The 14465-nt window shown below is 35.4% G+C and carries 14 protein-coding genes; 5 read left to right on the plus strand and 9 right to left on the minus strand.

What is annotated here, in order from left to right; translation table 11 throughout:
* Nucleotides 1-14 precede the first annotated feature (14 nt).
* Genes menD through D778_RS12420 form a run of 3 tightly spaced genes read right to left on the minus strand, consistent with a single transcriptional unit; the run spans nucleotide 15 to nucleotide 3372 of the window.
* The gene (menD, locus tag D778_RS12410) at nucleotides 15-1775 is read right to left on the minus strand and encodes a 2-succinyl-5-enolpyruvyl-6-hydroxy-3-cyclohexene-1-carboxylate synthase (RefSeq protein ID WP_007651232.1); all 1761 of its coding nucleotides are present in this window, start codon (nucleotides 1773-1775) and stop codon (nucleotides 15-17) included.
* A 50-nt stretch (nucleotides 1776-1825) separates the two neighbouring features.
* Nucleotides 1826-2947 carry a chorismate-binding protein gene (locus D778_RS12415; RefSeq protein WP_007651234.1) on the minus strand — a complete coding sequence of 374 codons (1122 nt, stop codon included), beginning with the start codon at nucleotides 2945-2947 and terminating at the stop codon, nucleotides 1826-1828.
* On the minus strand, nucleotides 2947-3372 hold the full coding sequence (locus D778_RS12420) for a PaaI family thioesterase (protein ID WP_007651235.1): 426 nt from the start codon (nucleotides 3370-3372) through the stop codon (nucleotides 2947-2949). The genes D778_RS12415 and D778_RS12420 overlap by 1 nt, the downstream gene beginning before the upstream one ends.
* Before the next feature lie 41 nt (nucleotides 3373-3413).
* On the opposite strand from D778_RS12420, the gene D778_RS12425 reads away from it, so the two are divergent.
* Both D778_RS12425 and D778_RS12430 read left to right on the plus strand, forming a co-directional pair.
* On the plus strand, nucleotides 3414-4049 hold the full coding sequence (locus D778_RS12425; RefSeq protein WP_007651236.1) for an alpha/beta hydrolase: 636 nt from the start codon (nucleotides 3414-3416) through the stop codon (nucleotides 4047-4049).
* Between the two features lie 9 nt (nucleotides 4050-4058).
* Nucleotides 4059-4637 carry a GNAT family N-acetyltransferase gene (locus tag D778_RS12430; RefSeq protein WP_040492423.1) on the plus strand — a complete coding sequence of 193 codons (579 nt, stop codon included), beginning with the start codon at nucleotides 4059-4061 and terminating at the stop codon, nucleotides 4635-4637.
* Here the strand turns inward: D778_RS12430 and D778_RS12435 are convergent.
* Nucleotides 4634-5584, minus strand: a complete 951-nt coding sequence (locus tag D778_RS12435; RefSeq protein WP_007651238.1) for an NAD(P)H-dependent flavin oxidoreductase — start codon at nucleotides 5582-5584, stop codon at nucleotides 4634-4636. The two genes, D778_RS12430 and D778_RS12435, sit on opposite strands and share 4 nt — an antisense overlap.
* A gap of 257 nt (nucleotides 5585-5841) precedes the next feature.
* Entirely contained in the window at nucleotides 5842-7749 is a 1908-nt protein-coding gene (gene dnaK / locus D778_RS12440) for a molecular chaperone DnaK (protein ID WP_007651239.1), read from the minus strand.
* Between the two features lie 260 nt (nucleotides 7750-8009).
* Here dnaK and D778_RS12445 point away from each other — a divergent pair, with 260 nt between their 5' ends.
* Nucleotides 8010-9434, plus strand: coding sequence for an L-serine ammonia-lyase (locus D778_RS12445; protein WP_007651245.1), 1425 nt, complete (start codon nucleotides 8010-8012; stop codon nucleotides 9432-9434).
* 98 nt (nucleotides 9435-9532) lie between these two features.
* On the opposite strand, the gene D778_RS12450 is transcribed toward D778_RS12445, so the two are convergent.
* Complete coding sequence (locus D778_RS12450; RefSeq protein WP_007651247.1) at nucleotides 9533-9991, minus strand: nuclear transport factor 2 family protein; 459 nt, start codon at nucleotides 9989-9991, stop codon at nucleotides 9533-9535.
* Nucleotides 9992-10207: 216 nt separating this feature from the next.
* Between D778_RS12450 and panB the strand changes: the two genes are divergently transcribed.
* A complete protein-coding gene (gene panB, locus D778_RS12455) occupies nucleotides 10208-11026 on the plus strand; it encodes a 3-methyl-2-oxobutanoate hydroxymethyltransferase (protein ID WP_007651249.1) in 819 nt (272 codons plus the stop codon).
* Nucleotides 11027-11094: 68 nt separating this feature from the next.
* Entirely contained in the window at nucleotides 11095-11805 is a 711-nt protein-coding gene (locus D778_RS12460) for an RluA family pseudouridine synthase (RefSeq protein WP_007651250.1), read from the plus strand.
* 34 nt (nucleotides 11806-11839) lie between these two features.
* On the opposite strand, the gene D778_RS12465 is transcribed toward D778_RS12460, so the two are convergent.
* The 3 genes from D778_RS12465 to D778_RS12475 form a co-directional block, all read right to left on the minus strand.
* A complete protein-coding gene (locus D778_RS12465) occupies nucleotides 11840-12676 on the minus strand; it encodes a sensor histidine kinase (protein WP_007651252.1) in 837 nt (278 codons plus the stop codon).
* On the minus strand, nucleotides 12660-13373 hold the full coding sequence (locus D778_RS12470) for a hypothetical protein (protein ID WP_051052655.1): 714 nt from the start codon (nucleotides 13371-13373) through the stop codon (nucleotides 12660-12662). Before D778_RS12470 ends, D778_RS12465 begins: the two co-directional genes overlap by 17 nt.
* Nucleotides 13374-13499: 126 nt before the next feature.
* Nucleotides 13500-14204 carry a hypothetical protein gene (locus D778_RS12475; protein ID WP_007651255.1) on the minus strand — a complete coding sequence of 235 codons (705 nt, stop codon included), beginning with the start codon at nucleotides 14202-14204 and terminating at the stop codon, nucleotides 13500-13502.
* Between the last annotated feature and the right edge of the window lie 261 nt (nucleotides 14205-14465).

The following is a 14465-nucleotide window of genomic DNA, read 5'->3' on the forward strand; positions in this document are numbered from 1 at the left end:
GCTTTGATTACAGGCTATTTAATAAACTTGAAATAATCCAACAACACATCGTCGTTAAGGGTTCTTGGAGTAAAAATTTCCAATAATTTAGGTTGGTTGGATTCTTCAAAAAATGTTTTTAATTGCGCCTTCAACTGCCTTTCATTAGCTGCTACATCGTATTCAAATTCATACATTTTACATAACTGTTTTGCTGTAAGGTTATGCGTGGTTTCAAAATAAGTATCGAATTTTTTGGTGTTTTTATGGCCAGGAAGGATTCTAAATATACCTCCACCTTGGTTGTTGATAAGAATGATCCTAAAATGGTTGGGAATGTAATTGTTCCAGAGCGCATTGCTATCGTAGAAAAAGCTTAAATCGCCTGTAATAAAAACGGTTTGTTTTTTGTGTACCTTAGCGCAACCAATGGCTGTACTGGTACTGCCATCAATACCACTTGTCCCTCGATTACAAAACACCTGAATGGTTTTCTTAAGGTCGAAAAGTTGCGCATATCTTACAGCAGAACTATTACCCAACTGCAAAATGGTTTGTTCTGGCAACACTTTAAGAACCGTATCAAACACCTTAAAATCGCTAAAGGGTACCTGCTCTAGATATTCTTGATGTTTTTCGTCCCTTAACAGCTTTATGTCGTTCCAAAAAGGTTTGTAATCGCTTTTAACAAAATGTGTTAATCTTGGCAAAAGCGCATTAAAAAACTGATTGGGAGTAGCTTCTATATGTTTGTCCAAACAAAAAAAGGTGTCGTTTGCATTTTTCTTGTCTATATGCCAATGATGTTTGGGTTGGAATTTACGTAAAAACCCCTTGATTTTTTTAGATACGATTAAACCACCAAAAGTTACCAAAATATCAGGTTGCAAAGCTTGAAACCCTTCTTCTGTTAAAGGTGCAATCATTTTATCGATACTATTGAAAAACTGTTTGTTATGGATGTTCGATGTTGTTTCTGTAAACACAATCACACTGTTGTCCTTAGCCAACTCATCCAATATATGTTGATCGACCTTATTGGGCTGATTGGCACCAACCAAAATCATCTTTCTGGAATAGGTGTTCCAATCGTCATAACACTCCTGAATAAAGAAATCGTCTATCTTTTTCTTCTTGGTCTCAAACTCAATCACTTTAGGTTCCACAGTCATTTTGTCTGTGGTTTCGTAAAGGGGTTCTTCAAAAGGGATATTGATGTGCACAGGACCATTAAGCGATATGGCTTTGTTTAATGCTGTGTTTATTTTGGTTTCGTTTTCATCGTCCAGTTCCTGTTTAACACCTAACATACGTTCCAATTTATTTTCTATGGACCTAATGATAGCTGGTTCTGTCTCATTGGAATTTTTTGGGGCATTTTCAAAATTCAACTTTAAATTAGCCGAATTTAAAATATGATTGGCATACACATCTTTTTGGTTAATGGTTTGTCCATCTCCAATTCCAATTAAGTATCGAGGTCTGTCTGCTGAAAGCACTACCAAAGGGATATCGCTATAAAAAGCTTCGGCAATAGCTGGATAGTAATTAAGCAAGGCACTTCCAGAAGTGCAAACCAAAGCCACAGGACGTTCTATTTGCTGGGCAATCCCTAAAGCAAAAAAACCAGCACAACGCTCATCTACAATACTATAACAAGTAAAGAAAGGATCGTTGGTAAAACCAATGGTCAATGGTGCATTTCTACTTCCAGGAGAAATCACAATATGCTGAATGTTTTTGGCTTTACAAAGCTGAATAACAGTTTGTGCTAGAGGGTTTTTTGGGTATAACATGTAAGATAAAATCTAAATGCAAATGTAACAAATAGACATACGAAATAAAATTATTGCAATACCTTTTTCATGACATCTGCTTTTGCTACGGTTTCTTGCCATTCGGCTTCTGGATTAGAGTCTTTTGTGATGCCTCCACCAACGTAAATTCCAGTTTTTTTATTCAAAATTTGCATACAACGCAGGTTAACAAACAAATTGGAAACGTTTTTTATGGAAGCATACGCATTGTTTTCCACGTTTCTTCTATTGGTATTCCTGTTGGTTTTTAACTGCACGTTCAACTCTCCCAAAAAACCGGTATAAAACTCACGCTGGTAAGGTTCATGTTTCAATATAAACCGTTTAGACGCTTCTTTGGGCAAACCACATACGGCTGGTGTTGGATGCAATGCTAAAAGTACTTGTTTAAAATCTGTATTTTTTAAGTTTAAGGTCCCAGAAATCGACGTTTTAAGATGAAGGAGGTTTCCTGCCTTTATGGTTTCTACTTCAGATATTGCCAAATTGTTGGCAAATGGTTTTAAGCTGTTAACTATAAAATCTGTAACAAACTGTTGTTCTTCTTTTTCTTTGTGTTGCCAAACAACCTTATCTGTACCTAAAAATTTTTGGGTTCCTGCCAGAGCCATGGTTTTAAAACGGGAACCTTCCACATGAATCAATGTTTCTGGCGTTGCTCCAAGCCAAAAGCCTATTTGTGGATGATACCAACAATATACAAAGGCTGAAGGATAATGATGCAATAAGGCATTGAAAACTTCTATTGGATTGGTTATTGTGTGTTCTGTTTTTTCAATCCTGGACAAAACCACTTTTTGAAAAAGACCTGCTTTAATGGCATCCACGCCTTTTTGAACCAATACCAAATGTTGTTCCCTATCCAAATCCAAGGCTTGGTACTTAGTATGACTTTTGTTGTTTTTAATTATTTGAGGGTTTTGACATGAAATCCCTTTAGAGTGTTCCAAAGGAATCAATATGGCTGCTTTTGTGCTATCAAAAGGCGCAAAAACAAATCCCTTTTCAGAATAATCATCTACCGTAAAAACGTCATCCGTTGGTTGCAGCATCGCGTTTACCAATATTTCCCCAGGCTTCCTGTAGGCTACAAAAGGTAAATGCTTGTCCAATTGGTGTTGGATTTGTTCAAAAAAAACTTCGGAAGTCATTATTTCTTTTTTGGAAGCGAGATGGTTGATAATCTACAAACAGACACCAAATTATCGTTATCATCTGTAATTCTAATATCCAATAATTGAGTGGTCCTTCCTTTGTGCAAAAAAGTTGCTTTGGCATATACATAACCTTCTTTCACACTTTTTAAATGGTTGGCTGTTATTTCAATACCTCTCACAAATACATCGTCTAAATTAGCAAACAAATGTGAAGCATAACTTCCTACACTTTCTGCCAATGCAGCTGTTGCGCCACCATGTAATACGCCATCTGGCTGATAAACTCTTGAGTTAACAGGCATTCTAGCAATTAAAAAATCGTCGCCACAATCGGTAATCTCGATGCCTAGAGTTTCCATCAAGGTATTTTTGCCAATTTTATTTAATTCAACTAAAGTCTCTTTTTTAGATAATTGCATAGAATTCTTGTATTTTTAAAACCGAAATGTAAAAGTACAAAATGAATTTAGAAGAAAAAGAAATATCCTATACAACTACCAATAGTTATGCAACTTTAAATAGTTTAACCAGCCATACCAAGAACATTTGGTTTGTATGTCATGGCATGGGATATTTAAGCAGGTATTTTTTAAGGTACTTTAGTGGGTTGAATGCCAATGAAAATTATATAATTGCACCACAAGCACAAAGCAAGTACTACATACCACCAAAATTTAAACATGTTGGTTCCAGTTGGCTGACCAAAGAAAACACCATAAATGAAACCGAAAATGTGATGCGCTATTTTGATGCTGTTTTTGAAGCAGAACATCTTCCTAAAGACAAAAATTTAATTGTATTAGGCTATTCCCAAGGTGTTAGTGTAGCCATGAGGTATGTTGCCAAAAGAAAATTAAATTGTTCGCAGCTGGTATTGCATTCTGGAGGTATTCCCAAGGAGTTAACGCCTGAAGACTTTGAGTTTTTAAACACAAAAGTAACCATGATTTATGGTACGGAAGACGAATATTTAAATAATGAACGCATTTCACATGAAACCCAAAGAGCCAAAGCCATGTTTGGAAAAAACCTAAATATTATCCCTTTTAAAGGCAAGCATGTTGTAAATGTAGAACTTATCAATACCTTGATTTAATTATTTTTTATGGATATACCACACTTGGAAAACAATCATGTTAAACTCACTTTATTGGATTTGAGCAATTACAAACATCTACAAAACATAGCGAGTGAAGAAGATTTGATATACTATTCTCCCAGCGATATTTCAACGCCAGAGACACTTAAAGAATACGTGCAAACTGCTGTAGATGGTTATTATCATAAAACAACAATGCCATTTATTGTCTACGATAAAACCAAACAAGGGTATGCAGGAAGTACTCGTTTTGGACAGATAGATTGGAAAAACAAGCTCTTACATATAGGTTGGACCTGGATTGGGAGGGAATTTCAAGGGTCTGGATTAAACAAACACATGAAGTTTCTAATGCTTCAATATGCCTTTGAGGTATTGTTTTTTGAAAAAGTGGAATTTAGAATCGATGAAAGGAACATACGTTCCAGAAAAGCTGTAGAAAAGATTGGAGCTTCTCTTGAAGGTGTTTTACGAAAAGACACACTCATGCAAGATGGTTTTAGACGCAATACCTGTTGTTATGGCATTTTAAAGGAGGAATGGCCAGAAATAAAGACAGATGTCTTTGGAAGATTGCTAAATTAATCAGAAATAAGCTTATTAATTATGTCCTTAGTTGGTAAAATAGCTTTGGTATGCTCAATACTGGGTCCTGCAACCCAAACGGTTTTATAGGTGGCTTGGGTAGCTGCTTTGGTTGTAGCATTCATACCAATGGAAAAACGAATCATTTTTACCCATTTTTTAAGTTTTTTGTTTTTGTTCAAAACAGATTCCAACCAAGATTCCTTAGTTCCAATTTTTTGAACATAAGGTGTGTTTATAACAGTACATGGTGTACCAGAAATGCGCTGTGTCATTACAATGTCTTTAGCGCCATAATCCACACAGGCTTGTTTGTATTCATTGGTAACATTGGCTTCTTCTGAAGCAATAAATGGACTTCCAACAGAAACACCAGCTGCACCATAGCTAATCATTTGATCCATATCAGCTTTACAGCCAACACCTCCTGCTGAAATTACAGGAATGGACAGATTCTTGGTCAATAAAGTCAATAATTCTTCAGGGGAATGGTTGCCTCTATGGCCTCCAGCTTCATTATTTACTGCAATGGCGGCATCTGCTCCCAAGGCTTCCACTTTTTTTGCAAATTTTAAATCGGTAACATCGCAAAATACTTTAATTCCTACTGCATGAGCACTGTTTATGGTTTCTTCTGGACTTCCCAAAGAGGTGATAATAAAGTCGCAACCCTCTTCACACAACACGCGTAATTGTTCTTTATATTTAATGTTGGATTTGTTTACAATTAAATTAAACCCAAACGAACCATTCTCTACTTTTGCAGCTTTTAATTCCTTAATAGCTGCACGTAACTCTTCTAAAGTTCTGTAATTTAACGCTGGGATACAACCTGCTATTCCTGCTTTCATGGCTTCAATAACCATGGCTGTGTTCGATACCAAAAACATGGGAGCTTGAATAATAGGGTATTTAATATTTAAAAGTTGGGTAAGCTTGGTTTGCATGAGTTTTAATTGTTTTAAAATGACTTAAGGGGTTTCTTTCATAAAAATTGGAACTTCTAATTACATTTTATGAAACACAAATATATAACAATTTATTATGCATGCATAACAAAAAATCTGGTGTTCATAAAAAAAACGCAACCAAATAAATGATTGCGTTTTATTAGTATTTGTACTCAGTCTAAAAGACCTTTTATTTTAGCTCGGTATAAGCTATTCAACTAATCCCGGTAAAAAAATTGGGATTGGCTCTCTGCTTACTTCACTTCTTCGAAATCCACGTCTTCTACGTCGCTTCCTTCGTTAGCGTCGCCGCCTGCATTGGCATCAGGACCTGCTTGGGCTCCTCCTTGCTGTGCTTCTGTTTGGGCTTTGTACATTTCTTCGCTAGCTACTTTCCAAGCTTCATTAATTTTCTCCAAAGCTGGATCTATAACTGCTATGTCTTTTGTTTCAAACGCTTTTTTCAATTCTTCAAGCGCTTCTTCAATTGGTTTCTTTTTATCTTCAGATAATTTGTCACCAAACTCTTTAAGCTGACTTTCAGTTTGGAAAATCATGGCATCTGCAGCATTCAATTTATCGGCTTTTTCCTTTGCTGCTTTATCTGCTTCAGCATTTGCTTCAGCATCTTGCTTCATTTTTTCTATTTCTTCTTCGGTCAATCCAGAAGAAGCTTCAATTCTTATGTCTTGAGATTTTCCTGTTGCTTTATCTGTAGCTGAAACCTTAATTATACCATTGGCATCAATATCGAAAGTTACTTCAATTTGAGGGGTTCCTCGTCTTGCTGGTGGAATACCGTCCAAGTGGAAACGTCCTATGGTTTTATTGTCGGCAGCCATAGCTCTTTCTCCTTGCAATACATGGATCTCTACGGATGGCTGGTTGTCTGCTGCTGTAGAGAACACCTGACTTTTCTTTGTAGGAATGGTCGTGTTGGCCTCTATTAGCTTGGTCATAACATTACCCATAGTTTCAATACCAAGAGATAATGGTGTTACGTCTAATAAAAGTACGTCTTTTACATCACCTGTTAATACACCACCTTGGATTCCTGCTCCTAATGATACAACTTCGTCTGGGTTTACACCTTTACTTGGTTTTTTACCAAAGAATTTTTCTACAGCTTCTTGTACTGCAGGAATACGTGTCGATCCACCTACTAGAATCACTTCATCAATATCGCTTTTACTTAAGCCTGCTGCTTTAAGCGCTTTTTCACATGGCTTAATGGTACGTTTTACCAAATCGTCTATTAATTGCTCGAATTTAGAACGTGTTAAAGTTCGCACCAAGTGTTTTGGCCCAGTAGCTGTGGCTGTTACGTAAGGTAAATTAATTTCTGTTTGTGCAGAAGATGATAATTCTATCTTCGCTTTTTCGGCAGCCTCTTTTAAACGTTGTAAAGCCATTGGGTCTTTACGTAAATCGATGTCTTCTTCAGATTTAAACTCGTCTGCCAACCAATTAATGATTTTTTCATCCACATCGTCACCACCTAAATGGGTATCTCCATCTGTTGAAAGTACTTCAAAAACACCATCACCCAATTCCAGGATGGAAACGTCATGTGTTCCTCCACCAAAATCGAATACCACTATTTTTTGATCCGTTCCTTTTTTATCCAAACCGTAAGCCAATGCTGCTGCAGTAGGTTCGTTAATAATTCTTCTAACTTTTAAACCTGCAATCTCACCAGCTTCTTTTGTTGCTTGACGTTGACTGTCATTAAAATAAGCAGGTACAGTAATAACTGCTTCGCTAACGGTTGTTCCTAGGTAATCTTCAGCTGTTTTCTTCATTTTTTGAAGAATCATTGCCGATAATTCTTGAGGTGTGTACAAACGACCATCAATATCAACTCTAGGTGTATCGTTTTCACCTTTAACTACTTTATATGGTACGCGTTCTGCTTCGTTTTTAGATTCAGAATACTTATTCCCCATAAAACGCTTAATAGAATAAACCGTTTTTGTTGGGTTTGTAACTGCTTGACGTTTTGCTGGGTCACCAACCTTAATTTCGCCTCCATCAACAAAAGCGATTACAGATGGTGTTGTACGTTTACCTTCTGCGTTTGGGATAACAACTGGCTCGTTACCTTCCATAACAGAAACGCAAGAGTTGGTTGTTCCTAAATCGATTCCAATAATTTTACTCATAATTTATAATTTGTTTTAGTTTTCCGTTTTCACGGAAATAAAGTGTTGAATAATCTGTTTTAAATTCGGTATGTATAAGTCAATGATTATGCCATGTCAAAAAATCTGACAGGATGTCACATAAAAAAACAAGAACCTTGTTTAAATGGGTTTTTAAAAGGTCCAGTGCTTAATCGGAAAATTCTTGATAACTCCCAGATGAATTATCTTTTAATTGAAAGAAAGACTTTATATTTGTTATTTATATAAATTGACGGATTATGGAGTGTATTTCGGTTTTTGATATGTTAAAAATAGGTGTTGGGCCTTCTAGTTCACATACCTTGGGCCCTTGGCGTGCTGCAGAACGTTGGATTAAAGAATTGAAAGCCAGCAACAAATTTGATGCTGTGGAACATATTAGTGTTGATTTATATGGTTCCCTCTCTTTAACAGGTAAAGGACACGCCACAGATTATGCTGTGATGTTGGGATTAAGTGGTGCTGACCCTGAAATAATCCCTACAGATACCATTGAGGTCATCATTAGCTCCATTAAAAACAATCACGTTTTATTTTTCAATAATGAAAAATCCATACCTTTCAATCCAGACACCCAAATTACGTTCAACAGAAAGTTTCTTCCATATCATGCCAATGGATTGGTGTTCACTGCAACCATTAATGGCAGAAAATCCAAATCCACTTTTTATTCCATAGGTGGAGGTTTTGTAGTTAAAGAAGAGCGAAAGAACTCTAAAAAAAACAAGGAGATATTTCTAAACACCTTTCCCTATCCCATAGCCAAAGGAACAGAACTGATTGCTTATTGCAACCAGTTGAACATGCCAATATCCAGTATTGTTTTGGAAAACGAAAAATCCTTAAGGGATGAAAACACCATAGATTTTGAGCTACAGCGAATTTGGATGACCATGTTGGAATGCATGTATATTGGTTGCCATACGGAAGGCAACTTGCCTGGAGGCTTAAACGTAAGACGTCGCGCTTACGATATGTATCAAAATTTAAAAGGTGAATTGCCTTATGCCGACCCACAGGAATGGTTGGAAACCATAAGAAAAACCGAAGTTAAGTTTAGACAAATCCTAAAATGGGTAAGCTGTTTTGCTTTGAGTGTCAACGAAGTAAATGCGTCTTTGGGACGTGTGGTTACGGCTCCTACCAATGGTAGTGCTGGTGTCATTCCATCGGTTTTAATGTATTATATGGTTATAGAAAACCACGACGCTAATTTTGAACATATAAAACGCTTTTTATTGGTTGCTGGAGAAATAGGAAGCATCTTTAAAAAAGGGGCAACCATAAGTGCTGCCATGGGAGGCTGTCAAGCTGAAATTGGCGTATCGTCTGCCATGGCTGCTGGAGCCTTGTGCGAATTGTTGGGTGGCTCTCCGGAACAGGTTTTAATTGCGGCTGAAATTGCCATGGAACACCATTTAGGCCTAACCTGCGATCCTATTGGTGGTTTGGTTCAGATTCCTTGTATTGAAAGAAACTCCATGGGAGCCATGAAAGCCATACATGCAGCTGAAATGGCCATTGACACCAATCCCGAAAATGTAAAGGTGCCCTTTGACAAAGTGGTAGCTACCATGTGGGAAACAGCAAAAGATATGAATTCCAAATACAAGGAAACCAGTGAAGGTGGTTTGGCTGTTGGTGTGAATTTATCTGATTGTTAAAAACCCATTTCAATCGTTTACAAATTATCAGTTTCCAGACAGACGAAAGTTTTTAGTTTATCTATACTGCCTACAAAACACTAAGACTGAAAACTGTTTTATTGGTTACACCCTTCTCTCCTTCTAGTATCCATAAGGTATATAATTTTCCATTGGCCTTCATCATTAAAAAGTTGAAACGAATTCACGCCACAATGACTAAATTGATGGTTTACCCAAAACTCATAAGGTGTCCAAACATGAGCCATGGTTCCATCTATTTGAATGTTATAATCCAGTAAGCGTTCCTCCCACTTTTGGTCTGCTGGTCTGTTGGCAATGGTTTGTATCATTTTTGCAACATCATCTGTTACCAGTTTCCCTTTCCCCTCTCTGTCTTTATAGGTTGTTTGTGTCAACATGTTGTTATACATCACAGATTTCATAAGTAAGGTATCCCCTTTATGAAAACCTTCAAAAAAAGTGTCAATTGCTTTTTTTAAGTCCATTTCGGCTTTGTTTTGTGCTGTAATAGTGGTCGTAATCAGTAAGACCAGAAAAATAATAACGCGTTCCATAATTAATTGGTTTTGAACTAAAGTAGTTCAACATGTAGCTATATGAAAGACTTTAAAGAAAAGTTTAACATTAAGTATCTAATTTAGTACTTTTACAGCCTGAACTCATTTTGGTTTTTTGTTCATACCGAAAATGAAAAGAAATTTGTTCTATTTCATTCAATTTTATGAAACGGAAAAAATCAAGATGCGTTCCTATTAAAAAGAAGTACCTATATGTCTGTAGCAAAAAAAGAATACAAAAGAATTACCGTAAAAACTTTAGTGGATATGAAAGCCAATGGCGAAAAGATATCCATGCTCACTGCCTACGATTTTACCATGGCAAAAATTGTAGATGGTTCTGGTATAGATGTTATCTTGGTTGGAGACTCGGCAAGTAATGTCATGGCTGGACATGAAACCACTTTGCCCATTACTTTGGACCAAATGATATATCATGCCTCATCGGTAGTAAGGGCTGTAGAACGTGCTTTGGTGGTTGTAGATTTGCCTTTTGGAAGCTACCAAAGTGATCCTAAAGAAGCTTTGCGCTCTGCCATTAGGATTATGAAAGAATCTGGTGGACATGCTGTTAAACTGGAAGGTGGCAAAGAAGTCAAGGAGTCCATAAAGCGTATCTTGAATGCTGGAATTCCAGTCATGGGACACTTGGGATTAACACCACAATCCATTTATAAATTTGGAACTTATACGGTTCGTGCCAAAGAAGAAGAAGAAGCCAAAAGATTAAAAGAAGACGCTCTAATGCTAGAAAAAGCTGGTTGTTTTGCCATTGTATTGGAAAAAATACCTGCCAAATTAGCCAAAGAGGTTGCAAAAAGTGTTTCCATTCCTATTATTGGCATTGGAGCAGGAAATGGTGTAGATGGTCAGGTTTTGGTTTTACACGACATGATAGGCATGACCCATGAATTTCATCCACGTTTTTTAAGACGATATATGAACCTCTATGAAGATATGACAGCTGCCATTTCTCAATATGTGGAAGATGTGAAAACCGAAGATTTTCCTAACAGTGAGGAGCAGTATTAAGGTTGAAAGCTCAAGGTTTAAGGTTCTTGGTTCTTGGTTTATTAATAAAATAAATTATTCCTGTATTTGTGGCAAAAACTTCAGATAAAATACTTTCCAATAAAGAAAACCTTCAAGTTTTATACGAAGACAACCATATCATCATTGTAAATAAACGTGCTGGTGACATTGTGCAAGGGGATAAAACTGGAGATAAACCCTTAAGTGATGTTGTAAAGAATTATATTAAAGACAAATATAACAAGCCTGGCAACGTTTATCTTGGCGTGGTACACAGACTGGACAGACCTACCACTGGAGTGGTTTTGTTTGCTAAAACCAGCAAAGCCTTGCCTAGGTTAAATAAACTGTTTGCAGACAAAAAAACCCAAAAAACCTATTGGGCTTTGGTTAAACAAGAACCACCTAAAACAGAGGACACTTTAATTCATTGGTTAAAAAAGAATCCTAAAAACAACAAATCCACAGCATATCCCAATGAAATTCCTAAAGGGAAAAAAGCCGTCCTTCATTATCAAGTAATTAAAAAATTGGATAGCTATTATCTTTTGGAAGTTACTTTGGAAACAGGCAGACATCATCAAATACGTGTGCAGTTGGCAAGTATGGGCTGTCCCATTAAAGGGGATCTAAAATATGGGTTTGACAGAAGCAATAAAGACGCAAGCATTAGTCTACATGCCAGGAGCCTACAATTTACACATCCTGTTTCAAACAATTTTATAGATGTAACTGCACCATTGCCAAAAGATCCTGTTTGGGATGCTTGTCTAAAATAAATTCAAATTCGAATTCAACTTCTATCTTAAATCGTTAACCTACAGTTGCGCTTTCCAATAAAGGATATTCTATTTGAAGTTGCACGCCTTCATTGGGTTTGGAGTGCATTTGGAAAGTAGCGTCTATAAGTTCTGCCCTACTTTTCATATTAATGAGTCCAGACCCTTTTTTGGCAGTTTCCACGTCAAAGCCCTTGCCATCGTCCGAGGCTATAATAATCATTTTATCATCTAAATACTCCAGAGTGACCTTTAGGTTGTTGGCTTCGGAATATTTAACCGAGTTTGAAAAAAATTCCTGAAGGATTCTAAATAAAATAATTTCATGTTTTTTATTATCCAAGGGTCTTTTGTTTCCTTTAATATGAAGCTCTGCCGAAGCAAATTTCATGCGTTTTAATCGATCTAACTCATTGGTTATGGATTTTTCAAAACCAATGTTCAAAATCACATCATTGTTTAAGGATTTGGACAAGGAACGTACCTCCTTTAAACTTTCTTTAATGGTACTTGTGGTTAGGTCTAAAGTGGATTTCAAGTCTTCCGGAATTTTTGCTCCCAACATGTTTAATTGCATGCTGGCATAAGCCAATAACTGACCAACATTATCGTGAAGTTCCCAACCAATATGTTTTAAGGTCTGTTCTTGGATTTCGGTTTGAGTTATGGAAAGTTCTTCTTCAAAGGCTTGTTGTTGTCTTATCTTGTCCAATAAAAGCTTGTTCTTTCGCTTTTGAAAAACAATAAAAAATATCACGACCAAGGAAGTTACTATAAGCAAAACACCAATCATATAAATTAGCAAATAACGTTCTGCTGAGGTGGACACCGAAGGTTGTGCTTGCAAAAAAGTATTAATAAGCTTGGTCATTGTTAGGTTTTAATAATATTAGGGCCAATGAAAAAGATAAATACATAAAGATATTGGCATAGAGCATGATCAACCACTTTAATTCAGCTTGATTGGGATCTGTTGCTGCGTTGCCACATACAAAATGTACCAAAGGAATGGTTAGCAGCAACCAAATTAATAGGATGCCACTTATATAAAAATGAATGTCTTTATAAAACTCAAGTATTTTTTCGGTATGAAGTAATTCATAAATATAAAACACAGCACTTAACATGATAATGGACATGTTTCCAATACGAATCAATTTAAAGGTACCATCAAAAAAATGTTGAAAATTTAAAGCAATGCTTCCTATGGAAACAGCAAGAAACACATACAAAGCGTATTGCAAAATGTTTTTTAAAAAGTTGTTTTTTAACAATTTTTTGTAATACCATGCAAAAAACATGGCAGAACCTATATACCAGGTTAGCGTAAACCACCAAAAATTAAACCTAAAAACCGTGTTTTCAATAATATGATAGCTATTAAAGTAATTTAAAATTCTTGCATAAGAGCCCAATACATGTGTTATAAACACATACAGCAAGAAATAAATAAAGTAACTAACTGGTGACTGTTTAAACTTATGTAAAGACAATAAGCCTGTTACTGCAGCAATTAAAATAACAGCCAAATTTACATACATGTAATGTTGTAACAGAACGTCTTTCATCCTTTAAAAGGCTTATATACTAAAGGTTCATAAAAATTTTTCTTATTTGGGATAATCTTTTGTAATATATTACATAAATATATCCTAATCAAATAATTCGATTTTAAATCATAATTTATATACAACTCATTCGCTTTCTGGTTTGCAAAAAATTAATGCAAAAGCAAAACCCAAATACATAAAGATATTTGCAATTAATTTAATTGTCCATTTAATTGTTACAAAATCCCAATCAGAATCTGAATTATAAACTTCAAAAAAGTTTAATGGAGTAGTAATTAGCCACCAAACTAACAAAATTATAGCTACATAAAAATAAAGAGACTTAAAAGCATTTAATAATTTTTCAGAATTTAACAAATTATATAAATAAGAAACTGTGCTTAAAATTATAATAGCAACATTTAAGACTGTTATATAGGTTGGCCTAATCTCAAAAAAAAGTTTATAATCAATTATTGCAGTCACTAACATAGTCAAAACATAGCCATATATACAAAATTTTATTATTGTTTTTAACGTGTTTGAATCATACTTTTGGCTCAAAAACCATGAATAAAATATGGTTGCAACTGATGCCCAAGATATCGTGTACCACCAATAATTGCGTTCTATTAAAGTTCCTTCTATTAAATACTCTAAATTATAATCCTTTAAATGACGTGGATAATTACCAATGGTTTCAACAAAGACTATCCAACCCAAAAACCAAATAAAATATTTGACTGGAGTGTTTTTATATTTTTTATAGACTATAAGACTTACAACAAAAGCTAATATTTCTACGCTCTTCGTTAAAAATGTATAATAATCATATAAAAATTCTCTCAATTTGTAATCGGGTTATGTATAATGATATCTATAATACTAAAAAACTATTTTTCTGTTTTTTGAATAAGCAATTAAATATACATATACACCATCCATAGAGCAACTTAAATCTTTAGATTCGTTTTCAACATAGTTTAAATAACTCATATTTTTTATATAAAATTATAATTAGATTTCTTGTTCTGGATCACACCAAATTAAGGCTAAAGAAAATGTTAGTGTAGGCTTCCCCTTTTTAGGACACCTCAAAGTTCGATAAAT

Source organism: Xanthomarina gelatinilytica (assembly GCF_000348685.1).
Taxonomy (GTDB): Bacteria; Bacteroidota; Bacteroidia; order Flavobacteriales; family Flavobacteriaceae; genus Xanthomarina; species Xanthomarina gelatinilytica.

Excerpts from the sequence above, each read along its gene's own strand:
- menD (WP_007651232.1), bottom strand. The coding sequence starts at position 1,775 with ATGTTATACCCAAAAAACCCTCTAGCACAAACTGTTATTCAGCTTTGT.
- D778_RS12415 (WP_007651234.1), bottom strand. The coding sequence starts at position 2,947 with ATGACTTCCGAAGTTTTTTTTGAACAAATCCAACACCAATTGGACAAG.
- D778_RS12420 (WP_007651235.1), bottom strand. The coding sequence starts at position 3,372 with ATGCAATTATCTAAAAAAGAGACTTTAGTTGAATTAAATAAAATTGGC.
- D778_RS12425 (WP_007651236.1), top strand. The coding sequence starts at position 3,414 with ATGAATTTAGAAGAAAAAGAAATATCCTATACAACTACCAATAGTTAT.
- D778_RS12430 (WP_040492423.1), top strand. The coding sequence starts at position 4,059 with ATGGATATACCACACTTGGAAAACAATCATGTTAAACTCACTTTATTG.
- D778_RS12435 (WP_007651238.1), bottom strand. The coding sequence starts at position 5,584 with ATGCAAACCAAGCTTACCCAACTTTTAAATATTAAATACCCTATTATT.
- dnaK (WP_007651239.1), bottom strand. The coding sequence starts at position 7,749 with ATGAGTAAAATTATTGGAATCGATTTAGGAACAACCAACTCTTGCGTT.
- D778_RS12445 (WP_007651245.1), top strand. The coding sequence starts at position 8,010 with ATGGAGTGTATTTCGGTTTTTGATATGTTAAAAATAGGTGTTGGGCCT.
- D778_RS12450 (WP_007651247.1), bottom strand. The coding sequence starts at position 9,991 with ATGGAACGCGTTATTATTTTTCTGGTCTTACTGATTACGACCACTATT.
- panB (WP_007651249.1), top strand. The coding sequence starts at position 10,208 with ATGTCTGTAGCAAAAAAAGAATACAAAAGAATTACCGTAAAAACTTTA.
- D778_RS12465 (WP_007651252.1), bottom strand. The coding sequence starts at position 12,676 with ATGACCAAGCTTATTAATACTTTTTTGCAAGCACAACCTTCGGTGTCC.
- D778_RS12470 (WP_051052655.1), bottom strand. The coding sequence starts at position 13,373 with ATGAAAGACGTTCTGTTACAACATTACATGTATGTAAATTTGGCTGTT.